Raw genomic sequence first — 23,509 nt, forward strand, 5'->3', positions numbered from 1 at the left:
ACGCCCAGCATGGCGCTTGAGGTCGTGGCCGCCTGCGCGCGCGATGGATCGACCATATGTTCCCCACGCAGCCCTGATTGGCATTGGCATGGCGATCGTTCCTCGGGAGGCTGCTCGCTGCATCCTCCCAGCATAACGCGCGCAGAAACTCCTCGTGGGTCAAGCTGCTAGGGCAAACTCTCACCGTTGAGAAAGGGGCCGCACGAACGCCGGGAGGTCCTTCGCCCGCCGGATAGAGAATGCCGCCACCCCAATTAAGGATGACGCACGCCTTCGCGCGCTTCCACTTCTCGACGAACTGCGATGCGCCGGCGATAGAAGGTGCCCCGAGCCCGCCACATTTTCGGTGGTCGATGCCACTAGCTTATGAGAACCTATTTTTATCATAAGCTTGTGGGAGCCGCCAATGGGGGTGCTTTTTTCTCGTCGAACCGTCCTTGCGGCGATCGACGTTCTGGAATCGGTTTCGAGCCAGGCCGAAACCAGCGCACTGTTCATCGAATTCGGACCGGACATATATCGGCATCTTCGTAGCGACGGCTTCAGCGTCAAAAAACGCATGAATGACCTCAAGGCGTTTGTGGATGCGAACCCCGAGCAGCCGGTTGACGGTGGTCTGCTGGAAAATGTTTTGGTTGAACTGGCTGTCCAGCACATGCCGTCCGAGGAGCCGGAATACCCTTGGTCTGAGCCTGTCACTCTTCACCCGGTGTATGTGCCGCTCAAGCATGCCTTAGCGCAGGACGACTACGCAGTTGTGGCAGGCAAGCTGCGCCGCACGTTGCCAGAGGATATAGGCATGCCACAGGTTCAGTCCGAGATGACGGTGCTGCTCGACCGACATGGTTTCACTACCGCGCAGGGACATCTAGACCAGGCGCTCGACGCTCACGCGCGAGGCCAATGGGCCAGCGCCAATGGGCAGCTTCGCAATTTTCTCGATTCGGTGCTCGACGGGATGTCGGAGAAGATCGATTCATCTGCAGCGGGACTCGCTAGCGGCCAGCCACGACGGACCAAGCTCGCAGCCGCAGGTTTTCTGAGCATACCGCTTAACGAATGGACAATGACGGCCGAGGGTTCCTCAATGGCCTTTTCAAGCGGCTGGCTCCGGCGGGGTCGCATCCGGGGCTTTCGGAACCCGACGACAGCACATTTCGGCTACACGTCGTGCTCTTGACCGCCGCCCTCCTGCTTCGACGATTTGACGCGTGGGGTAAGCCATGAACCAGCTCGTCGGGTTTTCTGCTCTTCTGCTCCATCAGTTCCCGTGGTCGACGCCGCCGGCGAGCGCGCCCGCTGGCGGTTTCTGTAATTCTTCACCGCGCATATCCGCAATCCGAACACCCGCCGCGCTTACAGCAGGGATGTCGGCCAGTTCCTCCAGTGGTGCCAGGCGCAGGGCGTGCGCGACATTCCTGACGGACCGCAAAGCGCCCAATCTAAGCCGCTCCGGATCGAATCCGCTGATCTCGAAACCTGCCGTAAGTTCATAATTAGCATGGCCGCATATTTTGGCTGCGGCACGTATGTGTTTGAGCAGCTTTTTGCTCGTCGCCTCTCTCGAACTTAGCAACGGGAGAATTTTCACCCCAACGTACTTCCCGCGTGAGTCGCGTGCGCCACTAGCAAGACCGCTTTTTAAATAGGTCGTCAAAAATGCGATCGGCACCCCATGCCTGGGCGGATGTGAAGGCAAGCAAGCGTTCATCCTCAGGGTTAAGCGGTTGCTCTCCTGGCTTATAGCCGAGATCGTGCTCTGCTTCGGACCATGCGTGCTGAAAAAGGGTCTTGATCTGCAACTCAAAGACATCCGGGACGAGTGCCTTGTCCTCAGCAGCGCCATACAGGTCGCTCGGCATTAGGAGGATGTGGTGCCTACCAAAGTATCCAAACTCCCATTGGTGCTGAGGAACGACGTGTTTCGATTCGATTGGTCGAAACTCCCGAAGGATGACCTCTTCGATCACCGGAACGTCGCTCGAATAGAAGGCAACTATCCTCGCGCCGATCTGATCTTGAATCTGGTTGAGCGGATCATCGTATTTCAGCTTATCACCGTCCGCCTTCTCCGCCTTGCTCATGAAGCGATCGATTGACTTTGGACGTGCGGTCACGCGGTCAACGCGAGGGGTGCCCGCAATGATTTCGGTCAGATTGCCGATCAACGCTGTCGCTACCGGTGTCAGCGCTTTGGTGTACCGGTTCGTATAGTCAGTTCGAAGGTCCGTCATTTTGACCTCGCTATCTTCTCGGTCACGACAGAACCTATAGTGGAGTACTTGTATTCTCCGTCAACTTCAGCGTGGACCGGCTCCTTCGTGAAGACCTCATCAAAGTCGGCCGACGGCGCGGTAAGCACCGCTCCGGAGCTCAGCTCCACGGTGCGGTACGGCACCTGCTCAGTGAAGACAGGAGCGTCGAAAACGAAATTCTCAGCCTGGATTGTCGGATCCTTTATCTCGGCGAGGATTGCGTTGCGGGTGGGCTCAGAGAAGTGGAAGTGGTCAAGAAAGCCGTTCACGCTCGTGGTCTGTCCCTGCATACCTGGGCCGAGAGTGACCGCCGACGCGATCTCACTTTTGACGGTTACGTCCTTGGCTTTGCTGACCGCTGCTTTGAGCGCGAGCGCAAGCCGGCGCGTTCCGCGGGTAGGGGTCGTGCGAAGGGCGGAATCGAGGAAATCGTTGATCCAGTATTGAGAGACCTCACGCTCTCGACTCTCGATCTGTTTGTCGATGGCGCGGCCCGTCCAGAAGCCATTGGTCAGCGAAGTATGCTGGTAGACGACCGCTTTGTATGAGTAAGCGTTTCTCATAAAGACGCGCTCAAGAAAGGCGAGTGTCAGGGTTGCCGCTTCTGTCTCCGCCAACACTGCACTGTGAGCTGGGAAGCGCGACACCACGATCTTACGGTTTTGGCCGTCCTGACCCGCTACGAGAAACAGCAGTCCCAGGCCTGACCGTTTGGTGGTGTGCTGCGCCAGCCGCTCGGCCAATAGACGGCCGGTGTCGATCGTCCCGTTGGTGAGGTGATTGATCAGAAGCGCTCGGCATGGGTTCCTCTGGGTGCCGTCTGCTCCCAGGCTGAACGCAATGTCGATTGTATACTCGTTGTCTGAGCGCAGATATACCTCTTCCAACAGGTCGAAGAGCTTACCCTGTAGTGGAACAACAGAGCCATTGATAGCGTCGATCTCGTCGGCACCTTTGCCAGGATAGACAAGGTATGTATAAATGCTTTGAATGGGCACGCTATTCCCCCTGAAGTAAGTGCAGAAAAATCGCCCCTTCGCTGCGGCTTGCTCCGCCACGTAGAAGCTTCTAGCACGAAATGTATCTCAAGCATTCGCTTGAAGATTGTCAAACGGCAGGCGCTAGAATGCGCTGCCGAAAGGAAACTGACCTCGCCACGATGCGATCTCCGTCAACGGGAATCTCTCATCGGGCCATTCTCAGCCTTCGCTATACGGGACAGAAGGCCGGCTATCGCTGATGAGCGATAACGACATCTGCCGGTTCGCTACCGTCCCAAACGCTGCGGGCGGCAATGCGCCTCAATGTCGGTCGCAGAGTTCAGTTTTGCGGTTGCCCAAAGCAGATGAGGTGGATGGCTCCCGCTCCCGGCATCTGAGTGCCACAGTGGGTTTGCTGTCAGGCAACCCGAGCAAAGGAGCCATCCGCCATGCAGATTACCACCGTGGGCCTCGATCTGGCCAAGCGCATTTTTCAAGTTCACGCCGTCGACGCGTCTGGAGATGTTGTTGTGCGCAAGGCACTGCGCCGATCGCAAGTTCTGCCGTTCTTCGTCAAGCTACCGCGCTGCCTGATCGGGATCGAGGCCTGCGGGACGTCACATCACTGGGCTCGAGAACTGACGGAGCTCGGCCATGAGGTCCGCTTGATGCCGCCGAGCTACGTGAAGCCTTATGTGAAGCGCGGCAAGAATGATGCGGTGGACGCGGAAGCGATCTGCGAAGCGGTGACACGCCCGACCATGCGCTTCGTGGCGATGAAGTCGGCCGAGCAACAGGCGGCCCTGTCGCTTCACCGCACACGCAATCTTCTGGTCAAGCAGCGCACGCAACTCGTGAACATGATCCGCGGCTTGTTGGCTGAGTTCGGCATCGACATTCCCCAAGGTTTGGAGCGGGCGCTCAGGCTGGCGCACCAGATCGCCGCGAAGGAAGCGACGCCGGAAGTGCCGGCAATGGCAACGCAGGTTCTCGGTCTCCTGTGCGGGCAGGTGCTCGACACCCATGTTCGTCTCCAGGCGATCGACCGTTCGATCAGTGCCCTCCAACGAACCGACGACGTCGCACGACGCTTGTCGACGATCCCCGGTATCGGTCCGGTAGGGGCTACAGCGTTGGCGGCCTCGGTTGCCGATCCGGGTCAGTTCCGCTCGGGTCGAGAGTTCGCCGCCTGGCTTGGGCTGACACCTTCGCAAAACTCGAGCGGCGGCAAGGATCGGCTCGGCCGCATCACCAAGATGGGCGACCGGTATCTGAGAAAGCTCCTGGTGGTCGGCGCTACATCGTTGATTCGTCGGGCGAGATACAAACCGGAGACAGCGGATCCGCGCCTCCTCGCGTTGCTCGCCAGGAAGCCAGCGCGCGTGGCAAGCCTAGCCATGGCAAACAAGATGGCCCGCGTGGTGTGGGCGATCATGGCGCGCGGCGAAACCTATCAAGCTCGCCATGCCGCGAGCCTTGCGGCGTAAGGTTCGAAGAGGATGAAATTTTAAGGGCAGAGAACAGTTCGAGCCGATCGATCGGCTCCATGAGGTTGTGAGAGCGACGCGATGTGATGGCGAGACCGGTCAGGCCGGGAACAGGGACAACCCGTCGAATGTCCGAGGCATCATAGCCTGATAAGCAGATTGGGACCCAGTTCGCCGACCCCATCAGGGCCAGCAGTCTCGAATGGCTGCATCAACAGGCCGGACAGAAGACTGCACCCGACCAACGCGCCATAATGTCGAATTACCTCTTGCATCGCGGGAGCCATCCACAGAAGACAATCCCGCGATCGCTGGGGTCGCGGCTGCGCCAGAAGCGAAACACTGGCGAACTATGCACCAGAGCGGCGCCTATTCCCTTCCCAGCGCTTATTGTTTGGCAGGACTGCGGACCGAGCGGATCGGGTGGCTGACGTAGATAGGCGTCATATTCGGAATGCCGACGGCGATTAAGGCAGGGAGTAGTCGCGGGCCTTTTCTATGCAATCGGCGAAGAGCCCTGGTTGGCGTTCAGCCAGGTCGAAATATCCCTCCAGCAGTTGCCCAGGAGTCGTCCTCAGAGACTCGGGCGCAACGGCGACTCTCTCCAGCAGGGGAACGAGGGGCGACCCCGTTAAGGATTTGATTGTTCGGCCATCAAGCGCCAACCGAACATGAGTGGGAACTAAAGCGAACAGGATCAGCGTGTGAACCTGTCGGACAAACACGGCATTGGCGAACGCTTCCAAAGCATCGGACCTGTCGAATTCCCGCAGTGAGTGGTGGTTGGGATGCAAACTGGTCCAACGGTGCCACCAGCGGCTTTCCCGCGGAAATCCTGCAGTGGCGAATGTCCCCAGCGGGTTAGCCTCGGTCTTGCGTCGTGATGGATAGGCCACCGCTTCTGGAGCGCGTGTGCGCCTGGCCCCAACCATTTTCGCGCGAATAAAAAGCCGCGACGTTTCCGCGTGTATCTCGTCGCCTCTAGCATCAAACTCTCGGCGGTGTCCTCCCCATTTCAAATACTCGGACAGGCGATATCCGGCGACTTTGTCGTCGATGATAACTTCGTCGGCTTCAGGCACAAAAATGCACGATACCGCTTCGTCGGCGCATGCGCAGCAAGCGTGATAGCCGGGATATTCTGCAAGAAAACTTTTTGTCGTTCGAGCGATGCCTTCGATCAGATCTTGCGGCGCCGATAGTGCGGAAGCCGTCATAGAGGCGATGAAACCCCCACCATAGATGGTGTCGGCGTCGGCTTGAAGGATCAAGAACTCATTGTTGGGAATACTAAGTTCAGCGGCGAAGGTCTCCGCCATCGACACTCCCAGGTGACGCGGCGGCACGTAGCCGCGCTCGAGCGTCTGCCCCAACAGCACTGTTCCCACATTGGCATTCTTGATGTGATCCATCACATCAAGAGTGCCGTCAGTCGAGCCGTTGTCGACCAGGATCAACACTGTATCGGGAGGAGTGGCACCCCTGCTGAAACCGAGCGAAATGCAGGTCTCAAGAAGCGAGGCCGCTTCATTCAGGCAGGGAACAACGACGGCTGTGTACACGGAAGCCTCGTGAAGAGAGAACGTTGGCCAAGCGCTGTTGGAACCGGTGCGATCGCTTTAGCACCTGCGTTGCCATGTGGAGCGACGCCCGACAATGCGCGGAACAAGGGACATGGCTGATGAGGGCGCGGCCTGCTGTGTAATGTGAGACCGATGTCAACGAGAAATTCCCCACGTGACGCCGCATAGAGATTTGCTCCGACCAATCGTCCAGGTGCATTTCACCGACACGCCGCGCTATGCGGGCACAGCATCGCGGATAGCCAAGCCACTGTCCCAGCCAGACCGTGTGATCACCGACGGTCTGGTCGATGGCGAGAAGCCGCCGAACGAGCACAGAACGTTTTGAGAAGACGACAAAATTATCCCGATCGCGGCAAAAATAGAGCCCTTTGAGCCTCGCCCATCGTCCGATCTCAGCATCGCGGACCTCGCCCTGCACTTCGGTCCGAAACGCGGGTCGCACATTCAGCGTCACTTGGTACAGATCCACCATTGATGACGGCTTTAGCCAGTTTGGTCGCATCATCACGCCGCGCGTCGCCAGACCATAAGAAGCTGCGTCGCCCCCGGTCGCGCGTCTTCTTTGAACCCAGCTTCCTCCGCTGCCCGTCGCGAGGCAAGATTTGACTTGCGCATGTGGGCATAGATCACGTCGTATCGGCTCGCCTCGCATGCCTTGCGGTAAGCAACTCTACCGATCCGCCGACCCTGACTTGGTTTATTGAGATAGATCTGAATAGACGCGTGGCGGCCCACCGGAGGCTCATCGATGACATTGATGAAGACAACGCCTGCCCGTCTGCCATTAGTTTCAATTTTCCAGGCCTCACCGCCGGGCCCGCCGCCACGTTCAGCTGTCCCTTTGGTGGGCGTGAGGACGACAAGATCAGGTTGAACAAACTCGAGGCTCGGTTTTGCCCGCACGGCTTTGGGTTTCGGCGTTGGGTGCTTAGGGCTGCGGCGAGGCGCTGCTGTTGGGGAAGGCTTAGCGCTCATAGATCCGCTCCAACGCCGGCACAATTCGAGCTGTGGCCTCTTGCCAATATTCGGCCGGGAAAAACCCTGGTGAATAGGCGACCACGATATCGACAAGCTGCGAGCCAAGACCGGACCAGTTAAGGGCGGCGGTCATGTCGTCAATCTTTCCCAAGATATGGTCCAAAGCTGGATCGAAGGGCTTCTCACGGCTCTTCCAATCTGTATCCCCGTCATAGCGATTGTTAAAGAAATCCATATCGATATGAAGGACCGTTGGCTGGGCTGGTAGGTCTTCGAGCCAATCATCGATGTCGGGGGTCGAACGATACAGCCCAGGGCCGGTCTGCCTTGAAGTTGGCGTCAAATGTACTGCGGGCCGGAATTGGCTTGGATCCAGCAAATCGTCAGCCTGTCTGGTCAGTCCAATTGCGAAATCTTGGGTCTTGGTGACCTTTGGCGGTTGACACAGCTGGCGTACCTCAGCCTTCGGAAAACCGTGTAGAAAAGGCGTTAGAAAACTACCCATCCCGATGGCTCCGCTTTCTATGGCCGCGCGCACAGACGCGGGATTGCCAAGATCGCAAAACTCCCCGGTGATGGCGTCTTTCCACCTCCCGTTTTCCTCGAATAGGCGAGGACTCGCCAGATCCCGGTGGTCGTCTACGTGTAGGATTAGCACATGCTCGTCTGCACGGACGCCGGCGGCATCCACCCATTCACTCCAGCTTTGAAGGGTCCAGGAATCATATAAAACGCTCAGCACGTGTCGCTTACGGGTGCGGGCCAGGGCCATCGTCGGTAGGGTGACGTTGCCATTCCACCATGCCAACCCCTCTTGCAGCCGTGGATCGACATGCCTTTCGAGACCATCCGGCCAGGATAGGTTCAAATGCCATCCTGCCGCTCCCAGAATGGCATCTGCATCCTTGTCACAGAAATAGTCGCGAAGAACCGCGTGTCGCCTGGACTTGGATGCCGGCAGGCGATCGACCGGGAGCATCAATGTTCTCACGCCGCTTCTAGCACCGACTCCGAGGCTTTCTTGAGGACTTCGGTCAAAGAGCGGCCTGTCTTGGTAAGCGGGCAGCTCAAAAGCGTCGCAAAGGCCTCTGCAAGGTGCTCGTCGGTGTCCCTGATCTGGTTGACCGCGCGATTGTGCAGGCGCGACGGCCCATTGTGCCGCACGAACTGCCAAAATCGGCGCAGTTCCACAAACACAAAGACTGCATGCAGCAGTCCGGAAGGTGGCCGCAAATCTTCCCGCCAGGGAGAAACCACGCGCATGTCGGTCGGTTCGACTGTGGGCGAGATGCGTTCGAGCAGGTATAGCTTCTGGTGGCGATGCTCGTGAATCAAGGAATCGGCCAGATCATAGGGATCAATCAACCGCTCGCCTTGCCATACAGACACATAAAGCGCCCCAGGTACGGTGTTGTCACTGAAAGACACGATCTTCTCAGGGTGGGCCAACGGGTCGCGAACGAATTGCACGGCGCGACAGGCCATGCGTATCTCGTTTGCCAAAGCTGGGCGCCACGTTTCGATAATCCGCAACGCCTCCTCGACGACCGACCGTGCCTGCGTAGCAAAAGCCTCTGATTCGAAATAGATGGCATCGCCGAACGGTTTGCGCAGCCAAAAATCCTCGCTGGCGACGGCCAAGGACGTCATGTCGCCTTCGGACCGGCCTAGCAAGTCGTCAAGGTAAGCCGGGTCGGCCGACAACGGTTGTCCGTCGACCGTATGCACCAGCCGCCCCAAATTCTGCGAGGCAAGCGTCCTTTGCCAGGCAACCGCTCCTGGCTGCTGGCAAAGCTCGGCCATTCGCTCCGGCTCGGTTTCGCCGAGATCGGCGACCTTTTGAAATTCTTCGGCAGGCAAAAAGCTGGCGGCTTCCAGAAACTCACTTCTCAGAGCATTGCGCGCTGCTTCGCACAGGAGTTCCATCTCCGCACCGCCAAGCTCGGCCGCTTCGTAGTGTTCAAACCGGAAGGTGTCCGGTAGCGTCTCGACCGGTCGCGCTCCGCCCTCCAACAGACCTTGGAGTCGCCCCTTGATATGGGCGACAAGTGCGGTCATTTCCCCGCAATAGACGGTTGGGTTGTCGAAGCCGTTCGCGCCGTAGCGGTGAGGTAGCGAGCCGCCACCGCAAATGTCGACGATCGCACATTCTTGACAAGTCACGCTGAGACCCGGCTTGCTGAGCAACTGTCTGTGCACGGCCAAGTGATCGGATGAAGCAATTGATGAAATCTCAGTGTCAGCAACGGTCCCGCCGATTTTCGTCGCACCGTCCTTCGTAACCTTCAACACATCCAGGTCGTGGTAACTGCCATCGGTCTCGATGCCGATGAGGCTTACGTCGCCAAGGCCAAAAGCGTCGGTGGTGGACGGCAGACCCGCGACCGCGTCAAGCAGCGCCTCGAACGTTCGCACGGACAGGTGCGGGTAGCGATCAAGCCAGACATCAAAGGCATGGCAAAGCCAGGCTTCATACAAATCAGGTCGTTCGCTGCGGCCAACCGGCTGACGCAAATGGTGTGCATCCGGCAACAGAAAATCCAGCTTGGGAACCGCATGCGAGGCGAAAAACGCAAGCAGGTCGTCCGCGGGCGTTGTTGGATCAACGACGGCGATGACGCCTGCAAAGATCTTGGGATGGCTTTTGAGACGCACCAGCGCATCTTGGACCCGCTCGAAACTTGAACGGCCCCTCTTTGAATTCCGATGCTTGTCGTTGGCGTATTTCGGCCCATCTAGGCTGAGCGAAATGCTGATATCGGCGGCCTCAAACGCTTCAAGTGCCGCTTCGGTCAATAAGAGGCCGTTTGTCTGCAGCCCGATATCGACCGCAGATGGGGTCGCGGCACGGATCTGGCCCGCGAAGGCTACGATTGTCTCGACGCCGGCTAGCAAAGGCTCGCCGCCGTGGAAGATGACCGTGCAGCGCTTGATCGATTCTTCAGCCAAGTAAGTCGCAAGCCTTTCTACAAAAGCGCTACGATCGCCAGCCGAAAGCAGCTTCGGCATCGAGCGCCAAGACTGATCCGCATGGTGGTATACGTAGCAATAGTCGCAGTCGAGGTTGCAGCGCGAGGCGACCTTAACCAGGAACGAGGTAATCCGGGGTGGCGCCTCGCTAACTGTCATGACCGGCTATGGCGATGATGCATCCTGTCATAGCTTGTGATGACGTCGCTTGGTTCAGCCTGGGACAAGACGCGCCCCTGCAGTCGTTGCAGGGCGGGGTTGGCCAGACGGCCCTTCAAAAGCGCCGTACGTACGTCACGATTCGGCACGGCTGAAGGGGTGGACGCCTGTTGCTGATTTGGATTTGGCATTTGTAGCTCCAGATTTTTGACCACCCGATTATAGCATGCGAAAGCACATACGCTACTAGATTTCAATTTGGCTTCTGGGGCCCATTGGTTCGAATCCGCGAGCCAAGAAATGTATTGAAATCGACCCTCTCAATAAAAAATCCAATAATGTTGGCGATCTAGCGGGGCAGGATGACCGAAAGCGTCCTAGGCGAGCGCTTTCGTTGGGATTGTCCTGTAAATTGTGTCAAAAAATCATCGCTAGTTTCTTTTTTGGCTATCGACATACATATCCGGCGATAACCTCGTAAAAGATAAACCTTGCTTCACATGCTGCGATCTTAGCTGGTCCGCTTAAGTTTTTTCCAATGCATTAGAGACATCGTCGAAATTTTTTGTACAACTCAAGTGTATTCAATATTGGCGGTCAACCTAGGTGATACCAAGGATGGATTCGGTGTCTGCACCACTCGACGGCCCCGTTCCCGTCAGCGTCAGAGAGCTGAGTATTCAGCTCAAGATCGCAAAATCAGGATGCGAGTGGGGAGACGGACAGCGCTGCACGGGAGCGGTCTTTTTGATAGGCGCCGGATGTTCGCGATCTGCGGGCATACCCATGGCCAGCGAAATAGCGAAGGATCTGACGCGCGAGTTGGCGAAACTTCAGAGTGCGCCTGAAACGGAGACGCTGGACCCGTCACGCGCTCTGATTTGGCTCGATGAGCGAGAATATCTTACGGATATAGCTAGGCTGTTACCCAACTTTGATGTGGGAGACCCCAATTGGGGACGGCTATACGGCTATCTGTTCGAGCAATTTTTTCGATCAGATAACAAACAGCGTGCAATCATCAAGGCAGCGATCGATCGCAGTGATGGCAAGGTGAATTGGGCTCACATTTGCCTTGGTGAGCTGGTGCGTTGCCACTATGCGCACACGGTCCTGACCACCAACTTTGATCAGCTCGTACTCCAGGGTATCATCTTGGCGGGGATGATACCTGTGGTGGCTGATGGTCTGTCGGCACTGAGCCGTGTTGCCTCACTCCCAGACCATCCCCAAGTCGTCCATCTGCACGGATCGATGTATACCTATGAGCTTAGAAATAGCGTGGGGGATACGTTCGCTACTCAAGACGACCTGTCCATGCAGGGAACAATGTTTGGCCTGAAAGACGCTGAGCTATTGGTTGTGGTTGGTTATTCAGGCAGCGAGGAGGGCGGTGTTGTCACCCTCCTCGAACGAGCCTGCGCAGCGATACCCAATCTGATGGTGTTTTGGGTCCTGTTTGAGGATTCAATTGAAGCGTTGAATCCCCGCGTGAGGAAAATGTTGGCAGGCCGAAACAAGTTCGCGATTCTGAATCAGGACGCTGACAAGTTCTTTGCACAGCTGGTCCGAGGTCTTGGATTTGGCGCGCCTGGTTGGATGACCGACCCGCTAGCTGTGCTCGACAGCCGAAAAAAACTTATCGCTGATCCGACAGATCCGGTCATTGCACGTCTCAAACGCGACTTCGGCCTTGGGATCGGGCGTCTGCGTAGCGCGTCAGCTCCAAGCGCTGAGGACATGATCCTCGAACAGGCAACGATTGACAGCCTCGGCGGACGGGATAGCAGCGTTGTACTAGGTGTGACGGAAGCTATGGCATCGAGCGACCCCGATGCTGCCAGATTACGTGCGATCAGTCTTGGCCGCTTAGGCAGCACCGCAAAGGCATCTGACCTGTTGGCAGCGAGTGTGAAGGCTTGGGCGGCATTCTTCGAAGCTGGCGGGGCCGATGACGGCAAGGCACGTACAATCTTGGCACAGACCCTCTTTGATCTTGCAGAAGCTCCTGGGAATCAAAATGGGGTCCAGTCGAAAGAAGCCTTCCGCCGGGCCATGGAAACATTCCGCGCTGCGACAGAGGAGATTAATCCAACACTTTCGCGATCGGACTGGATTGAATCTGCCTTGGGGTTTGCGGAGTCGGTTGCTGAGCAGGGAGACGAAGGTGCAGCGGTTAATGACCTCACCGCCGCTATCGAAATTCTGGACAGAGCGCTCACGGTTTTGACCGGAGGCTCACAATCGCGTCAAAAATTGGCGGCCGAAGAGAGGCTGGGGATCCTGCTGTGCATGCGTGCCCGGCAAAGCAAGTCGGAGGCCGATTATCACAGAGCGATAGATATCCTGGAGGACGTTTCGCAGCGGGCAGTCGCTCCTGAATCCTGGTCCGCGGGTGTCGTGAGGAATCTGGCTGTGGCTTTCCGTGGGTTGGCCGAATTGATCCAACACGACGCGCCGGACGAGGCGAAGGACAGTTACCGTCGTGCCGCAGATCTATATCAGGAATCTGCCAGACTTTATCTCGGTGGCCTTCGGGATATAGATGAAGGCGAGGCACTTCAGGCTGCCATGTGGGCTTACGAAGAGGCGGAGAAACTCTACTTAGTTCTCAAAGACGCCGATGCCGCGGTTCTGATCGAAGGAGAATTGCGTCGCATCCGCGCCGAGCTTGAAAAATAACCGCGTCAGTCAGTTCGCGACGGTGCCCACACCATGGCGAACTGTTCAATCTGGCGCGGAATAGGCTTTAGGGTTGGAAAGAGGCCGCTAGAAACAGTGGGTGGCGGAGGAAGACGCGAATCTAGCGCCTATTGTGAAGCTCGTGCGCGCTTATGATGCCACCGAATGGGAGATTTTCATCTCGGAATGGCAGAAAGGTCTGAGCGGCTATACGTCCGTCAAGCGACTTGGTCGATCGGGTGACCAGGGACGCGATGTCATCGGGTTGTGCTCATCCCGCCGGCTGCCAAGGCGTGTGGGACAATTACCAATGCAAAACACTATGAAGTCCCGCTTTCGACGCCCACGGCGTGTGAGGACGCTGGCAAGATCATCTTCCGGCGCATTCACCTCCTCCTCGAAGATGCTCGTTCGTCGCGCCTCGCGGGCCAAGCACAGAGTTGCGTGACCTATTGCTTCGTCCTGGCAAATTCAAGGCTGAGGTCATAGCGACGTGGGACAGGCGCGTTACGAGCGATAGTGCGATCGCAAGCACACCCTTGAAGGATCGCGCATTCAAGGCGTTCTCGGAAATGCTGGCCAACCTTTAGTTGATCACTCTGGAAAATGTCGATGTTCCAGCGCTGTTGGAGGGGCAACCCCATGTAACGCATTTCACCGGCAAGCGGCCGCAGGGCGCGCGGGCCTGTTTCCGAAATAGGAACTCGCTCACACACGTCGAGAAAGGCGAAAGCTTCTACAAGCGTGATCGGATGACGCGCTTCCCATTTCTCCTTCAGTCCTAGGCACCCTGCACTTACGGCAGCCGGCGAGCTCTCATGTTCGAAAGCCGTCGGTCGCTCGCGGAAAGCCCGCGGCGCCGTTTCTCCATCGGCATCGGGACTGCTTTTAAAACACTGCCGCCCCACTGGACTTCATTTTCTTTACCTGCTAGAAGGTGAAAAAAATGAAGTTGGATCGGTCAATGAGCACTGTAGCAAGCGCCTCACTCTACCAGCATCCTTTTGACGCTCGCCGCCGTCTAATGGAACTGGGCATCTCTGTTGAGGCCTTGATCAAGGCTGTACAGGCTGGGCACTTGGCCCGGTTGAATTGCACTGACAATGACCCGCCGTTCATACCCGGTACCGAAGCCTGGAGAATGGTAGTGCGCACTCTGCGAGATGAGTTGGTGCCGCTTGGTTGGCGCAAGGACGATCCGAGCAACTACTCGTTGGTGATCAACGATTCGAGTAAGATCAACATTGTCGTAGCAAGTGCCGACCACCTCACTTGCAGATGGCCTGGCATACCAAGAACAAAGTCACTCAAGGGTCTCTTTACGGAGGCGGCCGTCTTGAAGAACAGTGTGGAGGGCGATCTCTTTCCCGATACAGTGAAAGCTGATCTGCTCCGGGCTGTGACGGTCCTTAACTACAAGACTTATATGCTGCTAATAAACATTGATGATGAACAATGCCGGGCCGAGCTGTCCTTGCCGTCAGACTTCGACGACCAAATGGTGACAGATTGGGCTGAACGCATTTTCATCCCCATACCTGGTGTGGACGGCGGCGTGCCGCAGAAGATAGATAACACGCCCGATATCGACGTGCCGGTGAAGCGCAAGGCCGCATAGAATGTTCAACAAATCGCGGCTGAAAGTAGCTCGTCAGCGCGCCGGGCTGACGATGCGAGAACTTGCGTCCAGAGTTGGTATCGAACCTCGTACTGTGACCGGTTATGAGGCTGGGGAATACCTGCCTAGCGATGACGTAGCTCGGAAATTCGCGCGGGTACTCGGCTTCCCTCTCGAATTCTTCATGGCTGACGACCTGGACATTCCACTGGTGGAAGGTGTGAGCTTTCGCTCTATGAGCAAGATGACGGCTCGGCAGCGAGACGGTGCGATCGCCGCTGGCGCTGTAGCCTTCCTTCTTTCGGACTGGCTGGACGGAGAGTTTGACCTGCCGGACGCTGACCTACCGGACATGCGAGAAGAGTTACCTCAGACTGCGGCAGCCGGGCTGCGAGACTATTGGGGCTTGGGCAACAGACCCATTAAGAACACGGTTCATTTGCTAGAGCTGAAAGGTGTTAGAGTCTTCTCCCTTGGGGAAGATGGCAAAGAGGTCGATGCGTACTCGCTGTGGCGGGGGGCGCGGCCTTATGTGTTTTTAAACACCCAAAAATCGGCAGAACGAAGCCGATTCGACGCGGCGCATGAGCTCGGGCACCTCGTGTTGCACAAGCATGCTTCGCCAAATGGCCTGGAGGCTGAGAAGCAGGCTAATGAGTTTGCCGCAGCCTTCTTGATGCCAGAGGCGCCGCTCCGGGCTGTGGGGCGAGTTTCCGGGCTTCCAAAAGTCGTGCAATTGAAGCAAGAGTGGTCAGTATCGGTTGCTGCTATGGCTTACCGACTGCACGAGATCGGCCTCCTTACCAAATGGAATTACCAGCAGATTTTCGTCGAGATCTCTAGGCGGGGCTGGCGGACTGCAGAGCCTTCGCCAATTCGACGCGAGCAATCCCAGATCTGGCAGAAGGTGCTAAGCGAGGTTCGCCGGGATGAAGAGTTGGGATTAGTCGGGTTGTCCCAGCTTCTTTCGTTGCCTGAGGCGGAGCTAGCGAAACTGTTGTTTGGTCTCGTGACCGTTGGTGTGCCGTCGGCCCCGCGGAGAGAACCAATTACGCCTCCTCGTGGCCAGCTAAGGCTGGTGAAGTAATCCAAGGTGGACCACGATTATTTTGGTGCACCATCTACTGTGCGGAACGCAAATCGTACGCGCCCGGCGCGATGGAAGTTAACTTCCAGCCGCAGTTCGAACGGCTTTGAGTATGGCGAAATTTGTCCCCAGACGTTCGACATTGAGGTCGGATGCTGAACGGTAGCTAGTCCCGAATAGACACTTCAAACCTGCCAGTCCGTTTCCGGCCCCATACAAGTCATTCGCTCGTCGCCCTTCGCGATGACACTTCTTGGCGCCCCAGTCTTCCAAGCCTGCAACGTTCACTGCATCGCACGGGCGCGTATATTGGGTATCTTCGATATTCTGAAACGTCACGTTATGCTGCTTCCATCTACGACCAAACAGTGGAGGCTGTGCCCGTGACACCGACGAAGCTCCTTGTCGGCCAGATCGTAGTTGTGTTCGCCATCGTCATCGTTGGCGTATGGGCGGCAACGCAATGGTGCGCCCACATGCTGGAATATCAGCCGCAGCTTGGCGCGCCATGGTTTGCCGCGGCGGCCCGGCCGATCTACAAGCCGTGGAAACTGTTCGAATGGTGGTTTCACTTCGACGCCTATGCGCCTGAGGTCTTCGACAAGGCCGGCATGCTTGCCGGAGCCAGCGGATTCTTGGGGTGTGCGGCCGCAATAGCTGGCTCCCTCTGGCGCGCGCGGCAGAGGGGGTTGGTCACCACCTACGGTTCCTCACGATGGGCCGCGGCTCGGGAAATCGAGAAGGCAGGCCTGTTTGAGCCGGCCGGCGTTTTCCTCGGCAAACTGAAGGATCACTATCTGCGACATGACGGGCCGGAACATGTCATGGCCTTTGCGCCGACACGTTCGGGCAAGGGCGTGGGATTGGTCGTTCCAACGCTTCTTTCCTGGACCGGCTCGGCCGTCATTCACGACATCAAAGGCGAGAACTGGCAGCTGACTTCCGGCTGGCGGTCGAAGTTCTCTTTCTGCCTCCTGTTCAATCCGACCGACTCGAGATCGGCGCGCTATAACCCGCTGCTGGAAGTGCGCAGGGGTTCAGATGAGGTCCGCGACGTTCAGAACATCGCGGACATTCTCGTCGATCCGGAAGGCGCGCTGGAGCGGCGGAATCATTGGGAGAAGACTAGTCATTCACTCTTGGTCGGGGCCATCTTGCACGTGCTCTACGCGGAAGAAGAAAAGACGCTCGCGCGCGTCGCCACTTTCCTGTCGGATCCGCAACGCTCATTTGCCGCGACACTGCTGCGGATGATGACCACCAACCACCTCGGCACGGCGGACACACCTCGGGTCCATCCCGTCGTGGCCTCGGCGGCTCGCGAGGTGCTGAACAAGTCAGAGAACGAGCGTTCTGGCGTTCTCTCGACCGCAATGTCGTTTCTCGGGCTCTATCGTGATCCGACGGTTGCCTCGGCAACATCGGCCTGCGACTGGCGCATTGCCGACCTCATGGATGCGGAACGACCGATGTCGCTCTATCTAGTGGTGCCGCCATCGGATATTTCGCGCACCAAGCCACTGGTGCGACTGGTGCTCAATCAGATCGGCAGGCGACTGACGGAGCGGCTGGAAGGTGACCCGAAGAAAAGCCGCAAGTACCAACTGCTCATGATGCTGGACGAATTTCCGGCTCTTGGTCGCCTCGACTTCTTCGAGACCGCGCTCGCCTTCATGGCGGGTTACTGCATCCGCGCCTATCTGATCGCGCAATCCTTGAACCAGATCTCCAAAGCCTATGGCGAGAACAACGCCATTCTCGACAATTGCCATGTGCGCATTGCCTTTTCCTCCAACGACGAGCGCACGGCCAAACGCATATCGGATGCGCTCGGTACGGCGACGGAACTCAGGTCCATGCGCAACTACGCCGGCCACCGGCTGGCGCCCTGGCTTTCGCACGTCATGGTCAGTCGCCAGGAGACCGCTCGCCCGCTGCTGACGCCTGGCGAAGTGATGCAGTTGCCGCAAGCTGACGAATTAATCCTTGTTTCCGGGTTGCCGCCGATCCGCGCCCAGAAGTTGCGCTATTACCAGGATCCGAATTTCACCGAACGGGTGCTGCCGGCGCCGGTGTTGCGCGACGGTCTGTACGCGGACTGTCCTGCGTCGCGCCCCGACGATTGGAGCGGACAAGTCCGCAGTGTTGACCGCCGTCTCGCTGCCGATGACGAACACGCCGGCGCGGCAATCGAAGAAGGGAGCGGCGTGCAACAGCAGCGTCATCCCGGCCTGCCTGAAGAACACGTCGTCGTCTCTCGGGAGCCTGATCAAGACGACCTCTTCAATCTGGCGGACGATGACGCCGAGGCACTCGCAGACAAGCGCGTCCTGGACCGGGTTTCCACCGCCGCCAGCGCCTACGGCCTCAACGAGGGAAGGGGCGACGACAAGGACATCATCCCCGGCTTCTGAACGCTTTCCGCAACTTAGGCGTATCTCGGCGTAGATAACGCCCATAAGCGATTTTGCGGATTTCGGCGATGTTCGTTCGCACCGCCGGCGCATCAGCGCCGGCCAGTCGGAACGAGACGTATGAAGCCCCATCGCATTCGCCACCAGTTTCTGCTCGAACCCGCGTTAAGCGAGAAGCTGGAAACGCTCAGCCGCAACCCGTCGACCACGAAATCGGCAATCGTCGCGAAAGCGGTCGAGGCCTTCATCGAACGGCGTGGTGAAAACGAGCTCGACCAGCGCTACGGCAAGCGGCTGGACCGTCTTTCCCGCGATCTCGACCATGTCAGGCGCGACGCCGAAATAACTCTGGAGAGCCTGGCGCTCTTAATCCGCTTTTCAATCACGCTTCATGCCCACACGCCAATTCCGGATCGGGCGACACAGGCGATCGCCCAAGAGCGCTTTGACAAATTCGTCGAGCAGGTCGGTCGCCAGATAGCCTCCGGGAAGCGCTCGCTTGGTTACGGCAATGGCAACGGAGGCGAAGGATGAACTCTCATCCCGCAGCGGACCACCGCCGCCGAGCCATGCTGCGCACAGCCATGGGCGCCGCGATCACCGAGGCCCTTTCCGATTCGACCGTTATCGAGGTGATGGTCAATCCCGACGGCACGCTGAGGCTCGACCGGTTGGGAGAAGGCCGGGTCGATACAGGCGTGCATATGCATCCTTCCGAGGCGGAACGCATCATCCGGCTCGTCGCCTCCCATGTACGCGCCGAGGCGCATGCAGATAGTCCGATTGTCAGTGCCGAATTGCCATCAGGCGAGCGCTTCGAGGGTCTGCTACCGCCGGTCGTGCTGGCGCCATGCTTCGCCATCCGCAAACCGGCGGCAAAACTCTACACGCTGGCCAACTACGTCGCCGATCGCGTCATGCTCCCGCTGCAGGCTGATGCCCTGAGGAAGGCAGTGCGCGAGCGGCGCAACATCCTGGTCGCCGGCGGCACATCGTCGGGCAAAACGACACTTACCAATGCTCTACTGGCAGAAGTCGCCGAATGCGATGAGCGGGTGATCCTGATTGAGGACACCCGCGAGCTGCAATGCGCGGCCAAGGACTGCGTTGCCATGAGGACGAGGCGGGGCTCCATCACACTCGCCGATCTCGTACGCTCGACCTTACGGCTGAGGCCCGACCGCATCATCGTCGGCGAAGTCAGAGGCGCGGAAGCGCTCGATATGCTGAAGGCATGGAACACCGGACATCCCGGCGGCATTGCCACGGTTCACGCCAATTCGGCACGCTCCGCACTCTATCGTATTGAGCAGCTCGCCCAGGAAGCCGTTGTCACCGTTCCCCGCCGGCTGATCGCCGATGCCGTCGACTTGGTCATCTTTATCGCCGGAAGAGGACCCGCGCGCCGCGTTGACGCGATCGCCGAGGTCACGGGTCTCGACGGCAGCGGCGATTACGCCGTCACCCCGCTCACACTTCCGCAACTCCAGCAGCTCTGAAAGGTTACCTCATGCGCAAGAAGCTTCGCTTTCTTTCGTTCGCCGCCGTCGCGCTTCTTCTCACGGCCCAGGCCCACGCTGCCGGCTCCGGCATGCCGTGGGAACAGCCGCTGCAGCAGATTCTGGAATCGGTGCAGGGGCCGGTCGCCAAAATCATCGCGGTGATCATCATCATCACCACCGGCCTGACCCTTGCCTTCGGCGACACGGCGGGCGGTTTCCGCCGGCTGATCCAGATCGTCTTCGGCCTGTCGATCGCCTTCGCGGCCTCGAGCTTCTTTCTTTCCTTCTTCTCCTTTGGCGGCGGGGCAGTCGTCTGATGAGCACCGGAGAGCAGCATATCGAAGGCTTCGAGGTTCTGGTCCATCGGGCGCTCACCGAGCCGATCCTGCTCGGCGGCGCGCCGCGAGCGGTGGCGATCCTCAATGGCACGGTGGCCGCGGCCATCGGCCTAGGCCTGCAGCAGTGGATTGCCGGTCTGATCCTCTGGATCGCCGGCCACACGCTCGCGGTCTTTGCCGCACGGCGTGATCCGGATTTTGCCAGCGTGCTTGTCCGTCATCTTCGTCAAAAGGGCTGGCTTGCATGCTGAAGCTTTCCGAATACCGCGGCAAAGCCGACCGGCTTGCCGACCATCTGCCGTGGGCAGCACTCGTCGCGCCCGGCATCGTGCTCAACAAGGATGGCAGCTCCCAGCGGACATTGCGGTTTCGTGGCCCCGACCTTGAAAGCGCGACGGAGGCCGAACTTATCGGCATATGCGCGCGGGCAAACAATGCGCTGAAAAGGCTCGGCTCCGGCTGGGCATTATTCTTCGAGGCCGAGCGCAGCGAAGCGCTGGGCTATCCGAGCTCGGCGCTTCCCGATGCTGCCTCATGGCTGATCGATGAGGAACGGCGCGCGGCCTTCGAGGGCAAGGTCGCGCATTTCGAGAGCATCTATCATCTGACCTTGGTCTTCATGCCTGGGCCCGATGGCCAAGCGCGCGCGGAAAGTGCTCTCGTCGACTCGCATGACTTGGGAGGGGAAAGAGACTGGCGCCAGGAGCTTGCCCGGTTCCGAGACGAGACTGACCGTGTTCTCGATCTTCTTTCGGGCTTCGTGCCCGAGGTGCGCGCGCTCGACGATGCCGAGACCCTGACGTACCTGCACGGCACGATCTCGACACGCCGTCATCCGGTCGCCGTGCCGGAAACGCCAATGTATCTCGACGGCGTCCTGGTTGACGCGCCGCTGACTGGCGGCCTAGAGCCGATGCTGGGTGACCAGCATCTGCGCACGCTCACAATCCTCGGTTTTCCGAACGTCACCCGGCCAGGAATCCTTGATGCGCTCAATAACCAGGATTTCGCCTATCGCTGGGTGACGCGCTTCATTCCACTCGACAAGGCGGAAGCCACGAAGACGCTGACTCGGCTCCGCCGGCAGTGGTTTGCCAAGCGCAAATCGATCGCGGCTATTCTGCGCGAGGTGGTGACCAACGAACCTGTGCCTCTCGTCGACAGCGACGCCGACAACAAGGCGCTCGATGCCGATGCAGCACTGCAGGCATTGGGCGGCGATCATGTCGGCTTCGGCTATCTCACCACAACGGTGACGGTGTGGGATCAGAACCGTAAAGCCGCCGCGGAAAAGCTTCGTGCCGTCGAGCGGATCGTCAACGGGCTCGGCTTCACCACCATTCGCGAAAGCATCAATGCCGTCGAAGCGTGGCTTGGTTCATTGCCGGGTCATGTCTACGCCAACGTTCGCCAGCCGCTCGTTCACACGCTTAACCTTGCCCATCTCGTGCCGCTGTCGTCCGTGTGGGCAGGTCCAGCGGAGAACGAGCACCTTGCCGAGGTCACCGGCGATCACGCTCCGCCGCTTCTTTTCGCCCAAACCAGCGGCTCGACGCCGTTTCGGCTTTCGACCCATATCGGCGATGTCGGCCACATGCTGATTGTCGGGCCGACCGGTGCCGGCAAGTCGGTTCTGCTTGCCCTGATCGCTTTGCAGTTCCGGCGCTACGCTGGCGCGCAAATCTATGTCTTCGACAAAGGCAATTCGGCCCGCGCCGCCGCGCTTGCCATGGGCGGCGACCACCATGCGTTGGGTGCGAATGGTGCGCTTGGTTTCCAGCCGCTGCGCCACATCGACGACCCGGCCACACAGAGCTGGGCGGCCGAATGGATCGCCGGCCTCATTGCCCACGAGAATGTCACCGTCACCCCGGAGGTGAAGGAGGCAATCTGGTCGGCGCTCACCAGCCTCGCCACCGCGCCGGCGCAGGAACGCACGCTGACTGGCCTGTCGGTCCTGCTTCAGTCCAATGCGCTCAAATCGGCATTGATGCCCTACACGCTCGACGGACCATTCGGCCGACTGCTCGATGCCGATGACGACCGGCTGGCCATCTCGGATGTGCAGTGTTTCGAAACCCAGGAGCTGATGCACAGCCAAGGCGCTGTGCTGCCTGTGCTCACCTATCTGTTCCATCGTCTTGAGGACCGGTTTGACGGGCGGCCGACGCTGCTCATGCTCGACGAGGCCTGGGTCTATCTCGACAACCCGCTCTTTGCCGCCCGCATCCGCGAATGGCTTAAGGTGCTGCGTAAGAAAAACGTCTCCGTCATCTTCGCGACGCAGTCGCTTGCCGACATCGCCGGCTCTTCTATCGCACCCGCAATCATCGAGAGCTGCCCGCAGCGCATTTTTCTCCCCAATGATCGTGCGGTGGAGCCGCAGGCACGGGCAGCCTATGAGCGCTTCGGTCTTAATGAGCGACAGATCGAATTGGTCGCCCGCGCCACGCCGAAGCGCCACTACTATCTGCAGTCGCGCCGCGGCAATCGCCTCTTCGAGCTCGGGCTAGGCCCGATCGCTCTTGCGCTTTGCGGCGCCTCCGACCCGGCCGCGCAGACCCTGATCGACAATATTCTTTCCGAAGAAGGGCAGGGCAGCTTTGCCGCCCGTTTCTTCAGTGCGCGCGGCCTGGATTGGGCTGCCGAGCTTCTCCAGCAATTTCCTCAACCTAACAAGGAGCAATCGTCATGATCGGACGCCGCCTTTTTACTAGCCTGGTCACCGTTTCCCTGATTGCCAAACCGATGGCTGACTACGTCCAGCCGGCCTATGCGCTCATCGTGTTTGACCCGTCCAACTATACGCAGAATGTGCTGTCGGCAGCACGCGCATTGGAGCAGATCAACAACCAAATCCAGTCGCTTCAGAACCAGGCGACCATGCTGCAGAACATGGCGCGCAACCTTCAGCGCCTGGATTTCTCTTCCGTGGGCCAGCTTACCGGCTCGCTCCAACGGATTGACGGTCTGATGACCCAGGCGAGCGGCCTGAGCTTCGATCTCGACAAGCTGCAGGACCAGTGGCGCCAGCAATATCCGGAAAGCTACGACGCCACCATCAAGGTCAGCGATGTGGCGAGCGCCGCGCGCGAGCGCTGGCAGAGCGCCATGCAGGCGTTCCGCCAGACCATGAGCGCGCAGTCGCAGATCGTCGAGAACGTGCAGGCCGATGGCGACCTGCTTACCGATCTCGTCAATCGCAGTCAGGGCGCGGCAGGTGCCCTCGAGGCAAGCCAGGCTACCAATCAGCTGATCGCGCTTTCGACCAAGCAGCAGATGCAGATCCAGACGCTGCTTGCGACCCAGTTCCGGGCCGAAGCCGAGGATGCGGCGCGCAAAGCGCAGTCTGAGGAAGCCGCTCGCGAGACGACGAAGCGTTTCCTGGGCACCGGCACGGCTTATCCCGGCAACTGAGCGGCAGTTCTTCAAGACAACGAGGAAGGCGGCGAC

20 protein-coding genes are annotated in these 23,509 nt (G+C 58.8%); 13 read left to right on the forward strand and 7 right to left on the reverse strand.

What is annotated here, in order from left to right; translation table 11 throughout:
• The first annotated feature begins 406 nt into the window (after positions 1–406).
• On the forward strand, positions 407–1,180 hold the full coding sequence (locus tag X756_RS158335) for a hypothetical protein (RefSeq protein WP_023729039.1): 774 nt from the start codon (positions 407–409) through the stop codon (positions 1,178–1,180).
• A gap of 81 nt (positions 1,181–1,261) precedes the next feature.
• Here the strand turns inward: X756_RS158335 and X756_RS1000000168650 are convergent, their stop codons facing one another.
• From X756_RS1000000168650 to X756_RS158325, 3 genes are read right to left on the reverse strand one after another with little or no spacing between them, the layout of a single operon-like run.
• The gene (locus tag X756_RS1000000168650; protein ID WP_156933879.1) at positions 1,262–1,591 is read right to left on the reverse strand and encodes a hypothetical protein; all 330 of its coding nucleotides are present in this window, start codon (positions 1,589–1,591) and stop codon (positions 1,262–1,264) included.
• A 34-nt stretch (positions 1,592–1,625) separates the two neighbouring features.
• The gene (locus X756_RS1000000166595; protein WP_023689376.1) at positions 1,626–2,234 is read right to left on the reverse strand and encodes a RelA/SpoT domain-containing protein; all 609 of its coding nucleotides are present in this window, start codon (positions 2,232–2,234) and stop codon (positions 1,626–1,628) included.
• Positions 2,231–3,313: a hypothetical protein gene (locus X756_RS158325; RefSeq protein WP_023729040.1), complete on the reverse strand. Its 1,083-nt coding sequence runs from the start codon at positions 3,311–3,313 to the stop codon at positions 2,231–2,233. Before X756_RS158325 ends, X756_RS1000000166595 begins: the two co-directional genes overlap by 4 nt.
• A 371-nt stretch (positions 3,314–3,684) precedes the next feature.
• Between X756_RS158325 and X756_RS158320 the strand changes: the two genes are divergently transcribed.
• Positions 3,685–4,722 carry an IS110 family transposase gene (locus tag X756_RS158320; protein ID WP_023689374.1) on the forward strand — a complete coding sequence of 346 codons (1,038 nt, stop codon included), beginning with the start codon at positions 3,685–3,687 and terminating at the stop codon, positions 4,720–4,722.
• A gap of 467 nt (positions 4,723–5,189) precedes the next feature.
• Here the strand turns inward: X756_RS158320 and X756_RS158315 are convergent, their stop codons facing one another.
• Positions 5,190–6,284, reverse strand: a complete 1,095-nt coding sequence (locus tag X756_RS158315) for a glycosyltransferase (protein ID WP_023729041.1) — start codon at positions 6,282–6,284, stop codon at positions 5,190–5,192.
• A gap of 175 nt (positions 6,285–6,459) precedes the next feature.
• Between X756_RS158315 and X756_RS1000000168655 the strand changes: the two genes are divergently transcribed.
• Complete coding sequence (locus tag X756_RS1000000168655; RefSeq protein ID WP_156933880.1) at positions 6,460–6,633, forward strand: hypothetical protein; 174 nt, start codon at positions 6,460–6,462, stop codon at positions 6,631–6,633.
• Between the two features lie 179 nt (positions 6,634–6,812).
• Here the strand turns inward: X756_RS1000000168655 and X756_RS1000000167165 are convergent, their stop codons facing one another.
• The 3 genes from X756_RS1000000167165 to yhhB are packed head-to-tail and all read right to left on the reverse strand — an operon-like array spanning position 6,813 to position 10,415.
• A complete protein-coding gene (locus X756_RS1000000167165; RefSeq protein WP_084566806.1) occupies positions 6,813–7,283 on the reverse strand; it encodes a GNAT family N-acetyltransferase in 471 nt (156 codons plus the stop codon).
• Positions 7,273–8,265: a hypothetical protein gene (locus X756_RS158310; RefSeq protein WP_031202937.1), complete on the reverse strand. Its 993-nt coding sequence runs from the start codon at positions 8,263–8,265 to the stop codon at positions 7,273–7,275. Before X756_RS158310 ends, X756_RS1000000167165 begins: the two co-directional genes overlap by 11 nt.
• An 8-nt stretch (positions 8,266–8,273) precedes the next feature.
• Positions 8,274–10,415, reverse strand: a complete 2,142-nt coding sequence (gene yhhB, locus X756_RS158305; RefSeq protein ID WP_031202935.1) for a cyclophane-forming radical SAM/SPASM peptide maturase YhhB — start codon at positions 10,413–10,415, stop codon at positions 8,274–8,276.
• Between the two features lie 786 nt (positions 10,416–11,201).
• On the opposite strand from yhhB, the gene X756_RS158300 reads away from it, so the two are divergent.
• From X756_RS158300 to trbJ, 10 genes are all read left to right on the forward strand, one after another.
• Positions 11,202–13,097 (forward strand): hypothetical protein, encoded by a 1,896-nt coding sequence (locus tag X756_RS158300; protein WP_023689368.1) that lies wholly within the window; start codon positions 11,202–11,204, stop codon positions 13,095–13,097.
• A gap of 964 nt (positions 13,098–14,061) precedes the next feature.
• Positions 14,062–14,715, forward strand: coding sequence for a hypothetical protein (locus tag X756_RS158295; protein ID WP_084566807.1), 654 nt, complete (start codon positions 14,062–14,064; stop codon positions 14,713–14,715).
• 1 nt (position 14,716) lies between these two features.
• A complete protein-coding gene (locus tag X756_RS158290) occupies positions 14,717–15,802 on the forward strand; it encodes an ImmA/IrrE family metallo-endopeptidase (RefSeq protein WP_023729042.1) in 1,086 nt (361 codons plus the stop codon).
• Between the two features lie 383 nt (positions 15,803–16,185).
• Complete coding sequence (locus X756_RS158285) at positions 16,186–18,216, forward strand: conjugal transfer protein TraG (protein ID WP_023729043.1); 2,031 nt, start codon at positions 16,186–16,188, stop codon at positions 18,214–18,216.
• 120 nt (positions 18,217–18,336) lie between these two features.
• The gene (locus tag X756_RS158280) at positions 18,337–18,750 is read left to right on the forward strand and encodes a hypothetical protein (RefSeq protein WP_023729044.1); all 414 of its coding nucleotides are present in this window, start codon (positions 18,337–18,339) and stop codon (positions 18,748–18,750) included.
• Entirely contained in the window at positions 18,747–19,715 is a 969-nt protein-coding gene (trbB, locus tag X756_RS158275; RefSeq protein ID WP_023689363.1) for a P-type conjugative transfer ATPase TrbB, read from the forward strand. The genes X756_RS158280 and trbB overlap by 4 nt, the downstream gene beginning before the upstream one ends.
• An 11-nt stretch (positions 19,716–19,726) precedes the next feature.
• A complete protein-coding gene (locus tag X756_RS158270; protein WP_023689362.1) occupies positions 19,727–20,035 on the forward strand; it encodes a TrbC/VirB2 family protein in 309 nt (102 codons plus the stop codon).
• Entirely contained in the window at positions 20,035–20,307 is a 273-nt protein-coding gene (locus tag X756_RS158265; protein ID WP_023689361.1) for a VirB3 family type IV secretion system protein, read from the forward strand. Before X756_RS158270 ends, X756_RS158265 begins: the two co-directional genes overlap by 1 nt.
• Positions 20,301–22,751 (forward strand): conjugal transfer protein TrbE, encoded by a 2,451-nt coding sequence (trbE, locus tag X756_RS158260; protein WP_023729045.1) that lies wholly within the window; start codon positions 20,301–20,303, stop codon positions 22,749–22,751. Before X756_RS158265 ends, trbE begins: the two co-directional genes overlap by 7 nt.
• Positions 22,748–23,473, forward strand: coding sequence for a P-type conjugative transfer protein TrbJ (gene trbJ / locus X756_RS158255; protein WP_023669263.1), 726 nt, complete (start codon positions 22,748–22,750; stop codon positions 23,471–23,473). The genes trbE and trbJ overlap by 4 nt, the downstream gene beginning before the upstream one ends.
• Positions 23,474–23,509: the final 36 nt, after the last annotated feature.

It is taken from the genome of Mesorhizobium sp. LNJC405B00, from assembly GCF_000502615.1.
Classification (GTDB): domain Bacteria; phylum Pseudomonadota; class Alphaproteobacteria; order Rhizobiales; family Rhizobiaceae; genus Mesorhizobium.